General features: G+C 41.6%; 19 protein-coding genes. 14 read left to right on the top strand and 5 right to left on the bottom strand.

The genetic code is table 11. The features are described 5' to 3' along the window. The first annotated feature begins 91 nt into the window (after positions 1–91). The 3 genes from F903_RS01340 to F903_RS01330 all read left to right on the top strand — a co-directional run bounded on the left by F903_RS01340 (position 92) and on the right by F903_RS01330 (position 2,023). Positions 92–922: an AraC family transcriptional regulator gene (locus F903_RS01340; RefSeq protein ID WP_005193910.1), complete on the top strand. Its 831-nt coding sequence runs from the start codon at positions 92–94 to the stop codon at positions 920–922. Positions 923–998: 76 nt separating this feature from the next. After that, positions 999–1,709 carry an AzlC family ABC transporter permease gene (locus F903_RS01335; protein WP_005193909.1) on the top strand — a complete coding sequence of 237 codons (711 nt, stop codon included), beginning with the start codon at positions 999–1,001 and terminating at the stop codon, positions 1,707–1,709. After that, positions 1,706–2,023 (top strand): AzlD domain-containing protein, encoded by a 318-nt coding sequence (locus F903_RS01330; protein WP_005193908.1) that lies wholly within the window; start codon positions 1,706–1,708, stop codon positions 2,021–2,023. Before F903_RS01335 ends, F903_RS01330 begins: the two co-directional genes overlap by 4 nt. Before the next feature lie 52 nt (positions 2,024–2,075). On the opposite strand, the gene F903_RS01325 is transcribed toward F903_RS01330, so the two are convergent. After that, positions 2,076–2,831, bottom strand: coding sequence for an SDR family oxidoreductase (locus F903_RS01325; protein ID WP_005193907.1), 756 nt, complete (start codon positions 2,829–2,831; stop codon positions 2,076–2,078). A gap of 104 nt (positions 2,832–2,935) precedes the next feature. On the opposite strand from F903_RS01325, the gene F903_RS01320 reads away from it, so the two are divergent. Both F903_RS01320 and F903_RS01315 read left to right on the top strand, forming a co-directional pair. Continuing rightward, a complete protein-coding gene (locus F903_RS01320) occupies positions 2,936–3,820 on the top strand; it encodes a LysR family transcriptional regulator (protein WP_005193906.1) in 885 nt (294 codons plus the stop codon). Between the two features lie 99 nt (positions 3,821–3,919). Continuing rightward, complete coding sequence (locus tag F903_RS01315) at positions 3,920–4,687, top strand: HD domain-containing protein (protein WP_005193905.1); 768 nt, start codon at positions 3,920–3,922, stop codon at positions 4,685–4,687. An 81-nt stretch (positions 4,688–4,768) separates the two neighbouring features. Here the strand turns inward: F903_RS01315 and F903_RS01310 are convergent, their stop codons facing one another. Both F903_RS01310 and F903_RS01305 read right to left on the bottom strand, forming a co-directional pair. Beyond that, positions 4,769–5,656 (bottom strand): SDR family NAD(P)-dependent oxidoreductase, encoded by an 888-nt coding sequence (locus F903_RS01310; protein ID WP_005193904.1) that lies wholly within the window; start codon positions 5,654–5,656, stop codon positions 4,769–4,771. A gap of 248 nt (positions 5,657–5,904) precedes the next feature. Further along, on the bottom strand, positions 5,905–7,182 hold the full coding sequence (locus tag F903_RS01305; protein ID WP_005193902.1) for an O-acetylhomoserine aminocarboxypropyltransferase/cysteine synthase family protein: 1,278 nt from the start codon (positions 7,180–7,182) through the stop codon (positions 5,905–5,907). 298 nt (positions 7,183–7,480) lie between these two features. Between F903_RS01305 and ettA the strand changes: the two genes are divergently transcribed. Both ettA and F903_RS01295 read left to right on the top strand, forming a co-directional pair. Continuing rightward, positions 7,481–9,142 carry an energy-dependent translational throttle protein EttA gene (gene ettA / locus F903_RS01300; protein WP_004673266.1) on the top strand — a complete coding sequence of 554 codons (1,662 nt, stop codon included), beginning with the start codon at positions 7,481–7,483 and terminating at the stop codon, positions 9,140–9,142. Positions 9,143–9,313: 171 nt separating this feature from the next. After that, a complete protein-coding gene (locus F903_RS01295) occupies positions 9,314–10,417 on the top strand; it encodes an acyltransferase family protein (RefSeq protein WP_005193900.1) in 1,104 nt (367 codons plus the stop codon). A gap of 105 nt (positions 10,418–10,522) precedes the next feature. Here F903_RS01295 and F903_RS01290 read toward each other — a convergent pair whose 3' ends face one another. Then, a complete protein-coding gene (locus tag F903_RS01290) occupies positions 10,523–10,978 on the bottom strand; it encodes an AAA family ATPase (RefSeq protein ID WP_005193898.1) in 456 nt (151 codons plus the stop codon). Positions 10,979–11,125: 147 nt separating this feature from the next. On the opposite strand from F903_RS01290, the gene F903_RS01285 reads away from it, so the two are divergent. The 7 genes from F903_RS01285 to F903_RS01260 all read left to right on the top strand — a co-directional run bounded on the left by F903_RS01285 (position 11,126) and on the right by F903_RS01260 (position 19,633). Continuing rightward, positions 11,126–11,533, top strand: a complete 408-nt coding sequence (locus tag F903_RS01285; protein ID WP_416202004.1) for a cation efflux protein, CzcI-like — start codon at positions 11,126–11,128, stop codon at positions 11,531–11,533. Positions 11,534–11,830: 297 nt separating this feature from the next. Further along, positions 11,831–12,007, top strand: coding sequence for a hypothetical protein (locus F903_RS16630; protein ID WP_005193894.1), 177 nt, complete (start codon positions 11,831–11,833; stop codon positions 12,005–12,007). Between the two features lie 167 nt (positions 12,008–12,174). Beyond that, positions 12,175–12,603 (top strand): cation efflux protein, CzcI-like, encoded by a 429-nt coding sequence (locus F903_RS01280; RefSeq protein ID WP_005193892.1) that lies wholly within the window; start codon positions 12,175–12,177, stop codon positions 12,601–12,603. A gap of 44 nt (positions 12,604–12,647) precedes the next feature. Beyond that, the gene (locus tag F903_RS01275; protein ID WP_005193891.1) at positions 12,648–14,066 is read left to right on the top strand and encodes a TolC family protein; all 1,419 of its coding nucleotides are present in this window, start codon (positions 12,648–12,650) and stop codon (positions 14,064–14,066) included. A 4-nt stretch (positions 14,067–14,070) separates the two neighbouring features. Next, positions 14,071–15,312, top strand: coding sequence for an efflux RND transporter periplasmic adaptor subunit (locus tag F903_RS01270; protein ID WP_005193890.1), 1,242 nt, complete (start codon positions 14,071–14,073; stop codon positions 15,310–15,312). Further along, positions 15,302–18,442, top strand: a complete 3,141-nt coding sequence (locus F903_RS01265) for an efflux RND transporter permease subunit (RefSeq protein WP_005193889.1) — start codon at positions 15,302–15,304, stop codon at positions 18,440–18,442. The genes F903_RS01270 and F903_RS01265 overlap by 11 nt, the downstream gene beginning before the upstream one ends. A gap of 246 nt (positions 18,443–18,688) precedes the next feature. Then, entirely contained in the window at positions 18,689–19,633 is a 945-nt protein-coding gene (locus F903_RS01260) for a cation diffusion facilitator family transporter (RefSeq protein ID WP_005193888.1), read from the top strand. 36 nt (positions 19,634–19,669) lie between these two features. Here the strand turns inward: F903_RS01260 and F903_RS01255 are convergent, their stop codons facing one another. Beyond that, positions 19,670–20,008, bottom strand: a complete 339-nt coding sequence (locus tag F903_RS01255; protein WP_005193887.1) for a hypothetical protein — start codon at positions 20,006–20,008, stop codon at positions 19,670–19,672. Between the last annotated feature and the right edge of the window lie 103 nt (positions 20,009–20,111).

Raw genomic sequence — 20,111 nt, 5'->3', positions numbered from 1 at the left:
TGATAATGGAAGATAAAACAGCAATTTTATTCTATAAATCTGATCCCATTGCGTTAACCTGATTTGATGCCAAAATCCAAAGGAGGTCGTGATGTCACGTAGACCTCGTGAACAAGTCGATTACTTACACCTCGAAGAACTCGGTGGTTTAGAAATGCTGAAAGCCAGTTACTTTCAGCAGGAGTTTTCACGACATGTGCATGAAGGATTTTGTATCGGTGTGATCGAAGAAGGAGCACAACGTTTTTATCGCACAGGTGGCAATCACGTCGCACCGCAAGGCGATATTATTTTGGTCAATGCCGATGAAGTGCATACAGGTTCTTCAGCAGTAGAGACGGGTTGGCGTTATCGGGCGATTTATCCTACACCTGAGGTGTTTAATGAGCTGACACGCGATTTGACCACTGTTCATGGTACTGCACCGTGGTTTAGAGAAGCCGTATTGCATGATGAAGGTTTGGCACAACAATTCCGTTTGCTATTCGACTTATTCGAGCAACCCAGCAACACCTTACTGAAGCAAACCTTATTTCTCTCTACCATCGCTTGGCTAGTGTCGAAGTATAGTCAAACCAAGCCGCAAGCGACCGATCTAAGTAATGCCAAACAACGGATCTTAAATATTAAAGAGCTGATGGCATCAATGCCTGAACAAGAGTTTTCTTTGATGGCATTGGCTGACATGGCCAATCTAAGCCAGTGGCATTTTCTACGCCAGTTTAAAAAGCATGTGGGATTGTCTCCACATGCATGGTTAGTGCAGGCACGTTTGCAAAAGGCACAAAAATTATTAAGGCAAGGACTAAATTTATCTGAGATTTCGCAGCAGTGTGGCTTTTCAGATCAGAGCCATTTTAGTCGGCATTTCCGTCAAACTTTTGGGATTACGCCAGGCGGCTATATCGCTTATCTCAAATAAAACAGCAATTTTATGCAATCTTCATAGATTAATTTTTGGCATAGTCATAGACCCCTTATAAACGATTGTAATGCTGATGTTGACTGAGACGATCGAAGACACCTCTATGTCTGTGCCTCGGGCCTTTTTAAATGGTGTGGTCAAAATATTGCCCTTGTGTTTTGCTGTGTTGCCTTGGGGTATCTTGGCAGGTTCAATGGCGATCCAAGCTGGACTAACGACCATGCAAGCCATTGCAATGTCAGCATTGGTTTTTGCTGGCGCTGCTCAATTGATGACTTTAGGCTTGGTCATGGCAGGAACACCTGCACTTACGATCATCATTTCGGTATTTCTGATTACCACGCAGCATTATTTATATGCGCTGTATTTACGTGAAGATATTTCCAAGCAACCGTTAAAACATCGGTTAATGTTAGGTTTTTTACTCACAGATGAGTTGTTTGCGGTCAGTATTAAAAAACAACAGCACTATATTTACTATCTTCTCGGGGCGGGTAGTTGCTTTTATCTATGCTGGGTATTGTTTAGTGTGTGTGGCGTGCTGCTTGCATCCTCTGTGCCGAATTTAGATCAATACCATCTCGATTTTTCGATTGTCGCGACTTTTATCGCTATCGTGATTCCATTTATTAAAAATTTAAATACTTTGGTGGGTGTATTGGTTTCAGTGGCTTTAACTGTGGTGTTTCTGAGTTTAGGTTTTAAAAGTGCAGCCATTATGGCTGGGGTGATTGGTATGTTCACAGCAACTTGCCTGCAAAATCTGCGGGAGCGTACAACATGACTTGGTTTGTTCTGATTATTTTGGCATTGGTGGTATTTATGAATCGCTATATTTTGCTTGAACCGAATATTCCGCTACGTTTACCGAAATGGTTCCAACAGTCATTGCAGTATTCAGCACCATGTTTATTGACTGCGATTGCCACACCGATTGTCTTTATGGATGAGCAGGGTGCATTTCGTGAGACTTTATTGAATCCTTATTTTATTGCCACCCTTCTAACCATTGCGATAGCGTATAAGGTTCGCCATACCTTACTGACGATTGTTCTCAGTTTGGCTTGTTTTTATGCTTTGGTATTTTGGTTCAATTAAAAAAGCTTGGGCACATGTGAATCATGCCCCAAGCCCTTCTCATGAACATGAATTATCGCGTGGTATAACCTCCATTGGCGAAAATGGTTTGTCCAGTTATCCACCAGCCATCTGTGACTAAGAAACGAATCAAAGGTTCAATATCTTCGATTTTGGTGAGTCCACCGAGCGCCGATGCCGATTTATGATAAGCCACTGCCTCAGGCGCTTCTTGACCATAGAAAAATGGCGTATCCATGGGACCCGGCGCGACAGCAGTCACCGAGATACCGCGTTCGCCAAACTCTTTGGAAGCCGCACGGGTATAATGTTCAACAGGGGCTTTTAATCCTTCATAAGTAGAATAAAGACCTGTGTAGGCTGCCAATAAACTGGTCACAATGCTACAGATTTTGCCGTTTGGGTTGAGATGGCGACCTGCTGATTGAATAAAGAAATAGGCAATTTTATTATTGATGTCGTTCATCACATCAAACTCTTGTTCGGTGGTGTCCAAATAGGGTTTTTTCAACACACGACCGACGGTATTAATGGCAATGTCAACACCGCCAAATTCAGCTTTGGCTTGGGTAAATAAGGCTTCGATGTTTTGAATATCGGATAGATCGGCTTGAATCAAAATGGCTTTGGCACCGAGCGCTTGTACGGTTTTTAAGGTGTCTTCGGCATCGGCTTGTGTCGCTGCACTATTATAATGGATCACTAAGTTTGCACCTTGCTCAGCAAACTTACGTGAGATCAAACCACCTAAATTTTTTGCACCGCCTGCGATGAGGACGGTTTTACCTGCTAACTCGTGTTGTGACATGACTGCATCCTGATTTTGTTTTGTGTGAAAATTATCCTAAATCAATTTCTTTGTTTGAAATAGTTGTTAGTATTGAACTGATTGTGCAAGAAAGTTGAATAATAATGGATAAGATCGAGCGCCTAAAAACATTTTGTTTGGTGGCAGAAAAGCAGTCTTTCGCACAAGCGGCACTGCAATTGGGGCTGCCGCGTTCTAATGTCACTTACGCAATTCAATCACTTGAAAAAGAATATGAAGTGCTGTTGTTTTACCGTACGACACGTAAGGTTGCTTTAACGCATGAGGGCAGTCTGTTTTATGACGAAGCGATCCGTTTGGTCGCACAATTAAAAGAACTAAATCGTTTTAAAACCCATGTTCGTAGCCAAGAGGGCAAGATCAGTATTGGTATGCCGAAGCGACTGGCAACACAGCTTTTGATTCCGAATTTACTCGCGTTTTATCAGCGTTATCCAAAAGTAAAAGTGTTGATCAATGGCAGTGATGATTTTTCTAATTTGATCGAACAACAACTCGATTGTGTGGTGCGAGTTGGGCAATTTCAGGATGAATATTTACTGATCCGACCGATTACCCAGACTAAGATCTGGACATTGGCATCACCGCAGTATGTCGCTGAGTTCGGTGAACCTAAAAGTTTCGATGAGTTACAGCAGCATTTCGCCGTGGATTATCATGTGGCAAAAAATTATCGAGAAATGAGTGAGCTTGCGTTTCGTGATCATCGTATCGATATGCCGTATCGCTTACTGATCGAAAACACCGAAGCTTATATTCATGCAGGTTTGGCGGGTATTGGCATGATTCAAATTCCTGAGTTCGATGCTGCGCCATATGTACAACAAGGAAAACTGCAACGCTTATTTGTCGATATTCCCAGTCTAGAATTACCGGTCAATATTTTGCTTACCGACCGTCAATACCGTCCAAAGTATTTTCAGGACTTCATCGAATGGTTAGATGATTTACTCAAAAGACGGCTTTAAGCTGCGGTTTTTTGTCAAGAACGATTGCTTTGACATTGAGCAATATTTGCAGTAAAACTTAAATTAGAGCAATTACTCTAATTTTATGTGGGAATAATAATGCAGATTGGTCGACAAGCATGGATGATACAAACTTCAGGTGATTTATCTTTGAAAGATCGTATGGCTCTATTGAGTCATAGTCTATTACCTGTATTGAAACAAAGTATAAAAATGTATGGCTTAGCACATCGCTCGAAGAGCAAAGCACAGCATGATTTGAGTCTCGATGATTTGTATTTACCCGACAGCATTGATGTAAAGCAGGCATTGCAGAAGATGCAATCTTGTAGTTCTGAGGCCTTGCAAAATCATTGCCTGCGTACTTGGTGCTATGCGGTTGCATTTGCCAAGATGCAAAACTTAAAGCGCGATGATGAGCTATTGGCGGTGTCATGTTTATTGCATGATTTGGGGATGACTGAACAGCATTATCAGCACCATGAAAACTGTCGATGCTTTGAAGGACAGGGGGCTCATGCTGCAAAAGACTGGTCAATTGAGCGAGGATGGCATGCCCCTCGTGCGGATCAATTGTTTGATGTGATCAGTATGCACATGAATCCTTATGTGGCGATGGAGGATGGTGTCGAAGCACATTTACTGCAACAAGCTGCCAGTTGTGATGTAATTGGCAGTCGTGGTTTTGAATTTTCTCAGCAGTTTAGACAACAATTATATGCGCAACATCCACGCTTGGACTTTAATCACAAGATGATTGAATTTAGTCAGTTAGAAGCGATCAACCGTCCAAAGTCTCGTACAGCGATGGTGGTACAAAGTGGTTTTAAGCATCTTATAAATTTGAACCCTTATCTGGTTAAGTAATTTCATCCTTTATTCCTTCCAATAAAAAAGCAGCGCATATCTCTATGCGCTGCTTTTCTATTTTGCAGGGAGTTGCTTAAATTACCAATGTTCACCTGGGAACAAACGCGCGTAAGCACGCTGCATGATGTTTAACTTTTCTTGTTGACCCACTGAGGCAGTAGAGCTTGGGAATAAGTTAAAGCCAATCGACATCAAAATATTATTGATGTCTGGGGCAACCGCATAGGTGATCGATGCTAAGCGACCTAAGTTGGTTGCGATTTTCTTCGGACGTTTTACAATCGCGTAAGCAATCAAATCGGCCGCTTGTTCTGGAGAAAGTGTTGGAACATATTTATACATTTTAGTTGGAGCAATCATCGGTGTGCGTACTAATGGCATATAAATAGACGTAATCGCAATCTTGTGTGAATGAACTTCAGCAGAGAGACAACGACTAAACGCATCAAGTGCAGCTTTAGACGCAACATACGCTGAGAAACGAGTTGCATTGGCAAGTACACCAATCGAGCTAATGTTAATGATTTGACCATCTTTACGTTGCATCATATGCGGTAAGATATTCAAAACTAAGCGTACAGCACCAAAGTAGTTAAGCTGCATAGTACGTTCAAAGTCATGGAAACGATCAACTGACTCATGCACAGCACGACGGATTGAACGCCCCGCGTTGTTGACTAAAATATCAATGTGATCAACAGAAGCTAAAATCTCTTTTGAAACAGCATCAATCGATTCCATATCGTTGAGATCGCATGGGAATACAGTGGCCTTACCGCCTTCAGCTTCGATCTCAGCTTTTACTTCATCTAATTTCTCTTTGGTACGCGCTAGCAATAAGACATGTGCACCTGCTTGAGCAAGATATTTTGAAACCGTTAAACCAATGCCACTTGAAGCGCCTGTGACAATGATTGTTTTCCCGTCGACTTTTTGTTGAAAAAGCTTTTTGAGTTTTGCGTTCATGTAAGTTTCCTACATTAATCAAGCTGTTGTTTACAATGTCCTTGTGTTGCGATTAAACACTGCACTTTATTTTGTACTAATATTAACCGATTTTTTTTGTTTGTCTAGTGTAAATGTTTGAAATATAATAATATTTTTAGAGTAAAAGCTCTAAAACAAATGATTGTAATAGTTGAAAATGCAATAATATTTTTCTTCAAAAGCATAAAAAACAGCCTCTAAAGTGAGACTGTTGTCTTTTATTCGGTTTAAACCTGAGCGAGGGCTTGTTCGAGGTCTGCAATCAGATCGTCGATATGCTCAATCCCAATAGACAAGCGGACTAGGTCTTCACTCACACCAGCAGATTTAAGTTCTTCTGCGTTGAGTTGACGATGGGTCGTCGTTGCAGGATGACATGCCAAGCTTTTTGCATCGCCAATGTTGACCAGACGAGTAAATAACTGTAATGCATCAATAAAGCGAGTTCCGCCATCTAAGCCATCCTGTACCCCAAAGGAAAGGATAGCAGAAGGTTTACCTTTCACATATTTTTGTGCCAAATGATGCTGTGGATGGTCAGTTAAACCAGCATAATTGACCCATTTGACTTTTGGGTGTTGTTTTAAATATTTTGCAACTTGAATGGCGTTTTCAGTGTGGCGCTCCATACGAAGATTTAACGTTTCTAAACCTTGTAAAATGAGGAAGACGCTGAGCGGGCTAATGGCTGCACCTGTATTTCGTAATGGAACAACACGAGCACGAGCGATATAAGCTGCTTCACCGAGCACTTCAACGTAATTTACGCCGTGATAACTTGGGTCTGGCGTATTCAGTGCTTTAAAACGCTCTGGATATTTGCCCCAAGGAAATTTGCCACTATCGACAATAATGCCACCAATACTATTGCCATGACCGCCGATGTATTTAGTCAATGAGTGAATGACAATATCCGCACCAAATTCAAACGGCTTTAATAGGGCAGGGGTTGCAACGGTATTATCAACAATAACTGGGACACCATATTCATGGGCAATTTTTGAGATTGCTTCTAGATCTATAATATTGCCCAGTGGGTTGCCGATCGACTCAACAAAAACCAATTTAGTTTTATCATCAATCAAGTTGCGTAAGCTTTCAGGGTTTTGATAATCAAAGAAGCGAACTTCGATGCCTTGTTTGGGCAGGGTATGTGCAAATAGATTATACGTTCCACCATAGAGTGTTGAAACCGAAGCAATATTGTCACCTGCTTCAGCAATGGTTTGAATCGAATAAGCAATGGCTGCCATCCCAGATGCTAAAGCTAATGCGCCAATCCCACCCTCAAGCGCTGCAATACGTTGTTCCAGCACAGCCGTGGTTGGGTTCATGATACGGGTATAGATATTTCCCTGAACTTTTAAATCAAATAAATCTGCACCATGTTGCGTATTGTCAAAGGCATAAGAAGTCGTTTGGTAAATAGGGACAGCCACTGCTTTAGTCGTTGCCTCTGGTGAATAGCCCGCATGAATCGCCAAAGTTTCATCTTTATAAGTCATGATTACATCATCTACGTGAGTTAAATAGTGACCGAGTTTAGCTTAAAAACCGTCCAAAATGGTGCATAATTTATGCGATTTATTGCGTTTTTATTCATATAAACAGAATCTTGCTCTCTTCCTATTTTTTTCAGCATGACTGTATCGTGAATCGTGTAACGTCTTGAAAAAGAAAATCCTTTGATTGAGGCAAACAAATATCATCTTAACTTCATGTTAATCCGGTTTTCAGCGTATAATACGTGCGATTATTTTTCGCTTTTTGCGATTTATTGGTTTTTCAATTGAGGAGTCCTGCGTGGCCCAATATATTTATACGATGAATCGAGTGTCGAAGATGGTTCCGCCTAAGCGCGAAATCCTAAAAGACATCTCTTTATCATTTTTCCCAGGCGCAAAAATTGGTGTGCTTGGTTTGAACGGTGCAGGTAAATCTACCCTACTCCGTATTATGGCTGGCGTAGATAAAGATTTCTCAGGTGAAGCGCGTGCACAACCGGGAATCAAAATCGGTTATTTAGAACAAGAGCCACCATTAGATCCAAGTAAAGATGTTCGTGGAAATGTTGAAGATGGCGTACGTGAAGCACTAGATGCGTTAGAACGTCTTGATCAAGTTTTTGCTGAATATGCTGACCCTGATGCAGATTTTGATGCACTTGCAAAAGAGCAAGAAAAATTAGAATCAATCATCCATGCTTGGGATGCACACAACCTCAATAACCAACTTGAAATTGCGGCAGGTGCATTGAACCTACCAGCTTGGGATGCAGATGTATCTCTACTTTCAGGTGGTGAGCGTCGTCGTGTGGCACTTTGCCGTTTATTGTTGTCTAAGCCTGACATGTTGCTTCTAGATGAACCGACGAACCATTTGGATGCTGAATCAGTATCTTGGTTAGAACGTTTCTTAAAAGATTTCCCAGGCACGATTGTGGCGATTACGCATGACCGTTATTTCTTGGATAACGTGGCTGAGTGGATTCTTGAGCTTGACCGTGGCATGGGTATTCCATATCAAGGTAACTACACCTCTTGGCTTGAGCAGAAAAATGCTCGTTTAGAGCAAGAGAATAAACAAGAAGAATCTTTTGCTAAGGCATTGAAAAAAGAACTTGAATGGGTTCGTTCAAATGCCAAAGGTCAGCAAAAGAAAAACAAAGCGCGTATGGAACGTTTTGAAGAGTTGAACTCTAAAGAATTCCAACAACGTAATGAGACTTCTGAAATCTATATTCCACCTGGCCCACGCCTAGGGAATAAAGTTGTAGAAGTTGAAGGCATCAGCAAATCATTTGATGGTCGTCTGCTTTATAAAGACTTAACATTTACCATACCGCCAACTGCGATTGTGGGTATTGTTGGTCCTAACGGTGCGGGTAAAACCACATTATTCCGTATGATGACAGGTGAACAGCAACCTGATACTGGTACGGTAACGTTGGGTGAGTCTGTTAAAGTGGCGTATGTTGGTCAGATTCGCGATACTTTAGATAACAATAAAACTGTTTGGGAAGAAGTTTCTGGCGGTTTAGATATCTTGAAAATCGGTGATTATGAAATCGCGTCGCGTGCTTATATCGGCCGTTTTAACTTCAAAGGTCAAGATCAGCAAAAACGTGTTGGTGAGCTATCAGGTGGTGAGCGTAATCGTTTACAACTGGCAAAAATCTTACAGTTAGGTGCAAACGTAATCTTACTGGATGAGCCATCAAACGACTTGGATATCGAAACTTTACGTGCGCTTGAGGATGCAATTCTTGTATTCCCAGGTACTGTGATGGTGGTATCGCATGACCGTTGGTTCTTAGACCGTATTGCAACGCATATCTTGTCTTTTGAAAACGAACAGCCAGAATTCTACACAGGTAACTATGCAGAATATGAAGCATATCGCCAGTCACGTTTAGGTGATGAAGCAGGTGCAAAGCGTTCAAAATATAAAAAGATTACGGGTTAATACCTGATTAAAAAAAACCAGCCTAAGGGCTGGTTTTTTTTAATCCGAGGTTTAGATTACACCGTTATTAAAGTTATCTATGTTAGGTGGGTTAGCAACCTATATGCCTATTTGAAAAAAAAATATTAATCACCTATTCTACTGCCCATTCTTTATAAGAAAATTTGATATATGCGAAATTATAAAATTGATATCCTCCGTGGAGTTTCAATACTTCTTGTTTTAATTCATCATTTTAATATTCCTTATAAATTACACGATACATTTTTGGGTATACAAGTTTTTGGCGAAAGTCTGAGTACATTCATTGCTAGAAATGGAAATTATGGTGTAACGATGTTTTTTGTGATTTCTGGATTTTTAATCACAAGGCAGACTCTATATAGGAATAAAACGCTTGATCAAATTCATCTCAAGGATTTTTACATACGCCGTATCGCTCGAATTGTTCCTTGTTTAGTTTTATTGGTGCTGACTGTCTCATTGCTTGGACATTTAGGACTTCAACCCTTTATGAACCAAGCGCCCAATAATATTGAGGTATCTTATGGGTTAACGGTTCTCTCTGCTTTTACCTTTTGGATGAATATCCTGATTATTGAGTATGGTTGGGTCAATTATGCATTGGGTGTGTTGTGGTCTCTTTCCGTTGAAGAGGTCTTCTATGTTGCTTTTCCTCTACTGTGTGTTTTATTCGGGAGAGGCAAAGGATTTATTTTATTTTTAATTGCAATAATTTGCTATGCACCCTATTTCCGTTCACTCCATTTAGGCGAAGAAAGTGGGGCATATCTCTATCATTATTTTTCTAGCTTTGATGGTATCGCGATCGGTTGTTTAACCGCACTAATCGCTCACAGACTTCAAGGAAAATTACGCTCTTCAAACTTGGTCATTGCAACTACGTCTGTATTGATGACTGTTTTGTATTTTTATGCGCCCATTAAAGAAGTCAGCACTTGGGGGATGAGTTTATTTGCAGTGTTATCCGCAATTTTAATTTTCAATTTTACGCAAAATCCAGACACTAAAGTTCAATTCATACCTTCCAAAATTCTGGTATGGATTGGTCAACGCAGTTATGAGATGTACTTATTTCATTTAATTGTTTTAGGGCTTTTTAAAGTTATTTATTTCCCTAAAGAGACTTTGCCTTTAGAAAAGGTGATGTTGTTACCTATTTACTTTACTATTGTCTTTATTTTAAGTTGGGCGATCGAGAAATATTATTCAACCCCATTAAATTTAAAAATTAGACGTCGTTGGATAAATTGACAAAGCAAGATGTAGTTGATGGCACAGGTGCCAAACATTCCGATTATGAAAAAGATTATGGGTTAAGTCCTAGTCACGAAATCAGCCTGAAGGTTGGTTTTGTGGCTATTCGCTAACAATGATGTTTGTAAACCCTTCGTCTAAAGACGGTGCTTCTATCGCAGCGAAAACATTTTTTAGGGCTTGCTCATCCACCATTTTATCTATAGTTCTTTGCGCATTTCTTTCTAAACAAATCGCTAAATCTGTTTTGAATAAAACAGCTATACATTGAAGATTTTTTTGGGCTGCAATATCGAGAATTGGTGCTCGTTCAACCTTCTTAACTAAAATAGCATCAAAAACAATATTATAAGGCTCTTCCTTTATTTTTTTGTCGGCCCAAGTGCTTTTACCAGCAGCTTGGCAACCAATCAGGACATAAACCATTCGTACGCTTGAATTGTTGATTACTTCATTTTCAAAGTCATCAAAGCATTTTGCCCATGCGATCTGATTTCGTTCAGCAGTGAAGACTCTACCAGAATCTGTTTCTAAATAATGATCAGGATTGATGTGCATTGGAGCCTAAGGGAGTATATATATTTATGAGAATATGGATATATTAAGCATCGAAAAATTTTAAAGTATTTACTTTTTGTTTAATGTAATTTTATTACATGCACATTGCTTGTTATAGTAAGGCAAATTTTGACCAGTTGGTGAAACGTGCGACGTTGCGCTGTATTTATGACACTCTTGCTAAGTTTGTTCATATTCCAAAGTATTTGGAATGTGGCAGCAGCTTATTGCAGTCATGAAATTACAAGCAAAGCAACGATAGCCGTTACTCATTTCGGTCATCATCTTGTAGAAAACTCAAAAGATCAGGTAAGTTCTTTCGCTGTGGTTGAAGATAATACTGATTTATCAAAACCGCTAAACCTGCAAGATCATCATGATCATTTGCCAACATGTTTTCATGTCGTTGTTATCTCGACGCTGCAACAGCTCAATGAACCAATTTTACGTATACATGAATTAGAACAAAAATATCACTGGTCCAATGATTACCAGTCTCCTTATTTGTCTGGATTAAACCCACCTCCTGTACTCACCCCGCTTTTGGTGGGGTAGCCAAAAAGCCCACCAGAAATAGATCTATTTCAAAGGGTTCTTCCATGCTTGATGATGCATTTAAAAATGTAAAGCACCTTACTTATAGAGGTCTCAATATCACATTCGAATATTCATTCTGATGTCATGTTGATCGGTACATTTGCGTCAAAGTTTTGTAAATCATGATTGAGTAAAAGTCTTGAGATCAAGACCTGCTGATTATGAATAGACCCTAAGCGAATAATTTTTATTCATTTTATTTGGGTGTGAATTTATCCATCAAATGAATTGCAATATATAAATCAGGTGAGTGTTATGTCTATTAAATTAAATACAACGTTATGTTTCATGGTTTTATTTCTTTCGGTAAGTTTGGCGAATGCTGATGGAGGTTTGATTTTTCTAGAAAAAAACCTACAGTCTCAGCAAGAAGCGAAAGGGCATTTAGAAAAGCATATTCACCACTGCGACATCAAGCAGAAGTGTAAATAATCAGATTTATATTTTAGGAAACTGCTTGCTCTACTGAGCAGTTTCCTACCTTTCAGCAAAAATCTAATGATTCGCACATTCTGCATACACAAAAGATTTTATGGCTGAATTCGCAGATGTAATTTTATTACATCGAGTTTAGTTGCTATAGTCCATCTGAGCAATTTTTGACTAAAGAGAAAAATTTGCGTCGTTCCAGTATTTTCGTGACCGTCTTGCTAAGTTTGTTCATATTCCAAAGTCTTTGGAATGTGGCAGCAGCTTATTGCGCCCATGAAAATACCAACCAGCAATCAACGTTATCAAGTCATTTTGGGCATCATGTTCCCGATACTATTGAAGCAGCAACGACTCTGGTTCAAACTTCCAAATTAGATACAACTGATTTGCCTATGCCTGTGAGTTTGCAAGATCATCACGATCATTTGCCGTCTTGCTTTCATGTGGTTACGCCTGAAGTACAGCAACAGCTTGATCAGCCGATGTTGCGGACGCAAAAATTAAAACAAAAATATCACTGGTCGAATTCGTATCAGTCTCCGTATCTATCCAGTCTCAATCCGCCACCTGTTCTGACCCCGCTATTGGTGGGGTAGCCGAAAAATAGCCCACCGCAACCTTATTATTTGCGGGGCTTAACATGTCTTTAAGTTTAAATCAGCGTACCCATACGCTAAAAAATTCTGTCCATTCATCACCATTCAAGTGGTCGATATTGGGGATTGCGCTCTCGACTGTCCTTTTTGGGCAATCCATCTCAGCGAAATCTGTACTCGATGTCAATCAGGCATCAGCAAGTTCAAGTGCTGTGCAGCAAAATTCTAATTTTGAACAAATTTTGCAGCAGGTTCGGGCGTATCAAAATAATCAGTCAAGCTGGCAAACACAGCAACAGATGGCGAGTGTGCAGCTAAAACAAAGTGCTTTGTGGGCAAATCCGAGCATTTCGATTGAGCAAACGGGTTTCCAAAATGATCAAGACAGAGAGTTGTCCATTGGTATTTCACAGCCTTTAGATCTCTTTGGTCAGCGTAAAGCGGCGCAAAAAGTGGCTAAGCTTTCCGCCAATCAAGTTGACTTGGAACAGCAACGCTACGACGCTGAACTCGAATTGATCGTGCAATATGTTTGGGCACAAGTGGCTTTATTACAACTCGAAAAATCAGTGATTGCTGAGCAATTACAAGTCAGCCAGCAAAACTTGGATGCCTCTCAAAGACGTTATCAGGCAGGCAGCATTGCCCAAGTGGATGTGGAGCGGGTTCGTATCGCACATTTGGAAAATCAGCGGCTCTTTCAACAAGCGGATTTACAACTGCAACTGGCACAAAAGCAATTGGCGAGCCTTGCAGGAGAAAGCGTAAATCAATTTTCAATTTCTGCAAACACGGCTGAATTATGGACCAAAGCAACGCAGATCGAGGCAGTGACTCAGCAAAATGAGAATTTATTTGAGCGAGGTTTGCAGTTAGAAACGCAGCGTCAACAAGCGCAAATTGATCAACTCAAAGCCAATTCACGTCCACAGCCGATCATGACTTTTGGTGTCAATCGCACCCGTTCAGCTGATCAATATAGTGAAAACCAAATTCGTTTAGGCGTTGAAATTCCACTCAATATTTTTAACTCCCAAAAATATGGGGTTCAAATTGCACAAGCCAAACAAACGCTAATTCAGCAGCAACAACGTACTTATCGTCAGCAGAATCAGATGGATATTGATATTCGTCTGGCTGAATTGAAAGGCCTACAAGCGCAATTTAAGCAGCTCGACGATCAGCAAATTCCACTGGCGGATCAAGTTCAGCAAAAAACTTTGCAGGGCTTTCGTTTAGGCAAGTTTTCAGTCACCGATGTGCAACAAGCCACCATGCAGTTACAGGATGTGCGTTTACGTAAAGTGCAATTGCTAAAGCAAGCATGGCAACTCAGTACCGAACTGCAAAGTGCGCGTATGGGACTGTCAACCGAACAAATCACCGCCAAAGATGCCTTGATGCAACTGAATCAGCGTATATGGCAACAAAGTAATGCCTTCCCAAACCAAGTTGGAGAATAACAAGATGAAGATTAAAGCAAAAATGCGTTCTCAATGGGTTTGGATTGCCATTATTGTCATTGCAACGACGCTTGTGGCTGCCATGTTGTTGTGGAGTGGTCAGCGCAAAAGCAGCGAAAGCGCGGAACATGGCGAACAAGGGCATTCGCATCAGGAAAATGAAAAAGATCAGCATGCGGACACAGGAGAGGAGCACGAGTCAGAGGAAAGCTTAAGTCTAAGTGCCGAACAGATGCAGCAGTATAGTGTCAAGCTTGCTCAAGTCGCGCTCGGTGAAGTCAATCAAGTGCAAACTTTCCCTGCAAAACTGACGGTCAATACTGATCGTCAGGCCCATGTTTCCCCTAGCTTTGCGGGGCGAGTTGAGTCCGTATATGTGGAATTGGGGCAACAAGTCAAACGAGGACAAGCATTGGCAAATTTGCTCGTGCCTGACTTGGTTGATCAACAAGCCAATCTGCAAATTGCGCAAAGCAATTTAGACTTGGCTAAACAAGATTATGAGCGTGAACGTAGTCTATGGTCACAAGGTATTTCTGCCAAACAAGAATATCAACGCGCCTATAACGCTTATCGTCAAGCACAGATCCAAGTACAAGCGGCACGTTCACGTTTAACTGCATTTGGGGCAGCTTCAGGATCGAATGGACGCTATCGCTTAACTGCACCGATCAGTGGTGTGATCAGCAATAAAGATATTGTGATTGGTGAAAATGTTCAGCTTGCAGATCAACTCTTTACCATTGATCAATTAGACCAACTTTGGCTGGAGTTTGTATTGCCGACCATGGTCAATATCAATGTGCAGCCGAATCAGCAAATTCGTTTTAAATCGCTGCAAACAGGCAATCAATTTAACGCGCAAGTCCAGAGCTTGACCTCTGAAGCAGATGCACAAACTGGTCGCTTACAAGTACGTGCCAAAGTGTTATCCAACGCGGCTGAGTTACGTCCAAATTTGATGGTCAATGTTGAATTACAAGCAGGTTCACAGCCATCGGTGATGCGAGTCAGTGCCGAAGCGATTCAACAGATTGAAGGCAAAGATGTGGTTTTTGTGGCGAAGTCGAATCCGAAAAAAGGTTTCGATTTTAATGCAGTTCCAGTACAGATCGGACAGCGTAGCCAAGATGGGCAATGGGTTGAAATTACTCAAGGTCTAACAGTAGGTCAGTCTTATGTCGCAGTCGGCAGTTTCTTGTTGAAGTCTGAACTTGAAAAAGGAGAGGCTGAGCATGGACACTAATTCTTCTCAATTGCCAAAACCTGAAGGCTTATTTGATCGCCTGATTCAGTTTGCGATTAAAAATGCCATTTGGGTCATGCTGTTTGTGATGACATGGATTGCGATAGGGGTGTGGAGTTATCAGAAACTACCGATTGATGCCGTTCCTGATATTACCAATACGCAGGTACAGATTAATACCCAAGCCAATGGCTATACCGCTTTAGAAGTTGAACAGCGGATTACCTATCCGATCGAAACTGCAATGGCGGGGATTCCTGACTTAGAACAAACCCGTTCGATTTCGCGTTATGGTTTATCGCAAGTCACCATTATTTTTAAAGATGGCACTGATATTTATTGGGCCAGACAGTTGATCAATCAGCGTTTGCAAGAAGCGGATGGACAATTACCTGATGCGGTTGATCCTGTGATGTCGCCTGTTTCAACAGGTTTAGGCGAAATATATCAGTGGGTGGTCAAAGCCAAAGCTGGTGCGAAAAAAGAGGATGGTACGCCCTATAGCGCAATGGATTTACGTGAAATCCAAGACTGGATCGTGCGCCCACAATTGCAGCGCGTCAAAGGTGTTGCTGAAATCAACAGTATTGGGGGGTACAACAAAACCTATATCGTTTCGCCTGACTTAAAACGCCTACAACAGTTACAGATTTCACTCACTGAATTTCAAACTGCATTGCAGGAAAATAATGAAAACCGTGGTGCAGGTTTCATTGAGGAGAATGGTCAGCAGCTGACGGTTCGTGTGCCGGGTATGTTGAGTACCATCGAAGATATCCAGAATATCACTGTCAGTATTAAAAATGGTTCACCGATTCGTGTGTCAGATGTTTCAACGGTGGCAATCGGGCATGACTTGCGTACTGGTGCAGCAACCTATAATGGTGAAGAGACTGTTCTCGGCATCGCCATGATGATGATGGGCGAAAACAGTCGTACTGTTGCGCAAGCGGTGGATGCAAAGATCCAAGAAATTCAATCGACGCTCCCGAAAGGTGTAGAAATTGAAACGGTGTATGACCGAACGACATTGGTCAACAAAGCCATCAAAACGGTGCAGAAGAACTTGGTCGAAGGCGCGATTTTGGTGATCGTGATTCTGTTTATTTTCTTAGGTAATTTCCGTGCAGCTTTAATCACAGCCTGTGTGATTCCACTTTCCATGTTGTTCACCTTGACGGGCATGGCACAGCAGAATATCAGTGCCAACTTGATGAGTTTGGGTGCATTGGATTTCGGGATCATTGTCGATGGTGCGGTGGTGATTGTTGAAAATTGTATTCGACGGCTTGCAGAGGCACAGCATCATGCGGGGCGATTACTCACCCGACAAGAACGCTTTAAAGAAGTCTTTCTTGCAGCAAAACAAGCACGTAAACCGTTATTGTTTGGGCAAGCCATCATTATGGTGGTGTATTTACCGATTTTTGCACTGACAGGTGTAGAAGCGAAAATGTTCCATCCGATGGCGATGACGGTGGTGATGGCATTACTGGGTGCAATGATTCTATCGGTGACTTTTGTACCTGCCGCGGTTGCCTTATTCATTACGGGTGAGGTCAAGGAAAAAGAATCACGTTGGATGCAGACTTTAAAAGGGAAGTATCAACAGATCTTAGATTGGGCTTATCAATTCAAAATGGTGGTTGTGACATTTGCTATCAGTATCTTGGTCTTGACTGGGGTGTTAATCACTCAAATCGGTAGTGAATTTGCCCCACAACTGAGTGAAGGTGATTTTGCAGTACAACAAATGCGGTCGCCAAGTACAGGTTTAGAACAGTCTTTAAGGATGCAGGAAAATACTGAAAAGCTGATTCTGAAAAACTTTCCAGAGGTGAAGGCTGTATTTGCTCGTACAGGTACAGCTGAAGTGGCGACTGATGTCATGCCACCCAATATTTCTGATGCAGTTATTCTATTGAAACCTAAAGATCAATGGAAAAATCCAAAAGAAAGCATTGATGCGTTGCGTGCCCGTATGCAAGCATTTTTAGAAACCATTCCAGGGAATAACAGTGAGTTTTCTCAACCGATTGAATTGCGTTTTAATGAGTTAATTTCAGGAATACGCAGTGATGTGGGAATTAAAGTATTTGGCGATGATATGAATGTGCTCGATACACAAGCACAAGCCATTGCCCAAAAAGTACAAAAAATTTCAGGTGCAACAGCAGTTAAGGTGGAGCAGACCAGCGGTTTGCCTGTATTAAATGTGGATATTAACAATGCGCTTGCGGCGCAATATGGTTTGTCGGTGAAAACGATTCAAGATGTGGTTGCGGCCAGTGTCGGTGGTCAAAATGTCGGTCAGATTTTACAAGGCGACCGTCGTTTTGATTTTGAAATTCGTCTACCTGACGATCAACGCACCGCACAAAACTTGGCGCAGCTCCCGATCCAATTACCCAATGGTGGTCTGATTCAATTACAAGATGTCGCCAAAGTCGAAACCATCTCAGGCATGAGCCAAGTTGGACGTGAAAATGGTAAACGTCGTGTCATTGTGACGGCAAATGTAGAAGGACGAGACCTCGGTTCATTTGTGCAAGAGTTGCAAACGACCCTGAAGCAGCAACCTTTACCCGCAGGTTATTGGCTGGAATATGGTGGGCAGTTTGAAAACTTGGCATCTGCGGCAGCACGTATGCAGATCGTGATTCCACTGGCATTGATTGCGATTTTTACTTTATTGATGGCGGTATTCCATAACTTTAAAGAAAGCTTACTGGTGTTTAGTGGTGTGCCATTTGCCTTGTCTGGTGGATTGGTCGCACTGTGGTTGCGAGATATTCCATTGTCGATGTCTGCGGGCGTGGGTTTTATTGCACTTTCAGGTGTTGCGGTATTGAATGGTTTGGTGATGCTGAGTTTTATCAAAGAACTACGTGAGCAGTTCGATCTGCATATTGCCACATGGCAAGGTGCAGTCTTGCGTCTGCGTCCTGTTTTGATGACGGCTTTTGTGGCATCACTGGGTTTTATTCCGATGGCAATCGCGACTGGAACGGGTGCAGAGGTACAGCGTCCATTGGCAACAGTGGTGATTGGTGGGATTATTTCATCGACTTTACTAACTTTGGTGATCTTGCCTGTGGTGTATCGCTGGATGAATGAGAGGGATTGTTGACCCTTGTATTTCATGGCGGAGTCTTACTGTGATGAGCTTGATCTCATCCGTTAACTCCGTTACTTTTTTAAAAAAGTAACCAAAAACTTTGTCATCCACAAAACCTGTTCACTTTCTGCATTTCATAAACAGCGTCGCAGAAACGGTATATAGCGGATAGCACGCAGGTTGTGGATGACGTCTAGCACGAGTAAATGACAGTGAAAATAGGCGGTTTTTGTTTTTCACGCAAATAAGGAGTCCAACATGAGTGGACATCAAGGTCATGACCATAGTCATGCAGCGGTGACTGAAGGCAATGTCAAAAAATTGACCATTGCCCTGATACTCACATCGACATTTTTAGTGGTCGAGGTTATTGCGGGTTTAATGACCCAAAGTTTGGCATTACTCTCCGATGCGGCACATATGTTTACCGATGCAGCTGCACTTGCGATTGCATTGGCGGCTATTCAAATTTCCAAGCGGCCAGCAGATAACAAGCGTACTTTTGGTTATCAACGTTTCGAAATTTTGGCGGCATTATTTAATGCTTCTATGCTGTTCTTTGTGGCGATGTACATTTTGTATGAAGCGTATCAACGCTTTACCCAACCCCCAGAAATTCACAGCGTGGGTATGCTGATTGTAGCAACACTGGGTTTGGTGATTAATCTGATTTCAATGAAGATGTTGATGTCCAGCGCTTCGGAAAGCTTAAATATCAAAGGTGCATACCTAGAGGTGCTCAGTGATGCCTTGGGCTCCGTTGGTGTGATCATTGGTGCGATCGTGATTTATTATACCAATTGGTATTGGGTGGATACGATTATTGCGGTCGCCATTGGTTTTTGGGTATTACCAAGAACGTGGATCTTATTAAAGCAGAGTATCAATATTTTACTAGAAGGCGTGCCAGATGAAGTTGATATTGAAAAGTTGAGGAATGACTTATTAGCGCTGGAGGGTGTTGAAAGTATTCATCAATTGAAAGTCTGGGCGATTAGCTCGAAGAATATCCATTTAACCGTACACTTGTTTGCGCCGAATGCGGATCGCAAACGACTCCATCTCGCCGCAACAGAAATGTTGGCGCACCAACATGATATTGCTGAAGTGACCTTACAGATTGAGGATGATGCTGAGATGAATTGTCAGCATACCCATCAACATGCTGAACCAGTAAAACAAGATCAGCCACATCAGCATTAAGCTGATGTGGAGGTGCGAGATTTTATGATCGAGGTATTAATTTTGCCATTCGTGATTGCAGTCACGGCATTTCCAATGTTTTTGTGCCTGCATAAAAGCTTGCATTGAAATCTTAAAATCAGGTAGATCACGCCAGAATAAGCCACCCGCAATCACACAGACAGCAAATACAACAACAGTTGCGATTTGTAGACCTTGACCTGCGCCATTGCCAAAAAGCCATAGTGCAATGCTAATTAACACGAGGATCAATAAGATAAAAATGGCAGGCACTAAGAGCACCAAACTTTTCGGTACGTTTGGACGAGGGCTATTTGCACCTTGACTGACAGGTATCACTTTTACGCTTTGGCACTTAGGGCAACGGTATTGCATAGATTTTTCCTATTCTGTTTTGGCTATTTTAGCGAAAAAACCACAAAAGCTAAAACCGAGAATGGCGTAAATTCAAAAATTTACACGATTGCAGCGCATATTG

It is taken from the genome of Acinetobacter sp. NIPH 298, assembly GCF_000369505.1.
Lineage (GTDB): Bacteria > Pseudomonadota > Gammaproteobacteria > Pseudomonadales > Moraxellaceae > Acinetobacter.
The sequence above is the reverse complement of the archived record's forward strand: the minus strand, read 5'-3'. Positions and strand labels throughout refer to the sequence as shown.

Bases quoted from the DNA above. Each gene is read 5' to 3' on its own strand.
- F903_RS01315 (WP_005193905.1), top strand. From the start codon at position 3,920: ATGCAGATTGGTCGACAAGCATGGATGATACAAACTTCAGGTGATTTA.
- F903_RS01340 (WP_005193910.1), top strand. From the start codon at position 92: ATGTCACGTAGACCTCGTGAACAAGTCGATTACTTACACCTCGAAGAA.
- F903_RS01305 (WP_005193902.1), bottom strand. From the start codon at position 7,182: ATGACTTATAAAGATGAAACTTTGGCGATTCATGCGGGCTATTCACCA.
- F903_RS01330 (WP_005193908.1), top strand. From the start codon at position 1,706: ATGACTTGGTTTGTTCTGATTATTTTGGCATTGGTGGTATTTATGAAT.
- F903_RS01320 (WP_005193906.1), top strand. From the start codon at position 2,936: ATGGATAAGATCGAGCGCCTAAAAACATTTTGTTTGGTGGCAGAAAAG.
- F903_RS01275 (WP_005193891.1), top strand. From the start codon at position 12,648: ATGTCTTTAAGTTTAAATCAGCGTACCCATACGCTAAAAAATTCTGTC.
- F903_RS01260 (WP_005193888.1), top strand. From the start codon at position 18,689: ATGAGTGGACATCAAGGTCATGACCATAGTCATGCAGCGGTGACTGAA.
- F903_RS16630 (WP_005193894.1), top strand. From the start codon at position 11,831: ATGTCTATTAAATTAAATACAACGTTATGTTTCATGGTTTTATTTCTT.
- F903_RS01270 (WP_005193890.1), top strand. From the start codon at position 14,071: ATGAAGATTAAAGCAAAAATGCGTTCTCAATGGGTTTGGATTGCCATT.
- F903_RS01265 (WP_005193889.1), top strand. From the start codon at position 15,302: ATGGACACTAATTCTTCTCAATTGCCAAAACCTGAAGGCTTATTTGAT.
- F903_RS01310 (WP_005193904.1), bottom strand. From the start codon at position 5,656: ATGAACGCAAAACTCAAAAAGCTTTTTCAACAAAAAGTCGACGGGAAA.
- F903_RS01335 (WP_005193909.1), top strand. From the start codon at position 999: ATGTTGACTGAGACGATCGAAGACACCTCTATGTCTGTGCCTCGGGCC.
- F903_RS01325 (WP_005193907.1), bottom strand. From the start codon at position 2,831: ATGTCACAACACGAGTTAGCAGGTAAAACCGTCCTCATCGCAGGCGGT.
- F903_RS01255 (WP_005193887.1), bottom strand. From the start codon at position 20,008: ATGCAATACCGTTGCCCTAAGTGCCAAAGCGTAAAAGTGATACCTGTC.
- F903_RS01290 (WP_005193898.1), bottom strand. From the start codon at position 10,978: ATGCACATCAATCCTGATCATTATTTAGAAACAGATTCTGGTAGAGTC.
- F903_RS01295 (WP_005193900.1), top strand. From the start codon at position 9,314: ATGCGAAATTATAAAATTGATATCCTCCGTGGAGTTTCAATACTTCTT.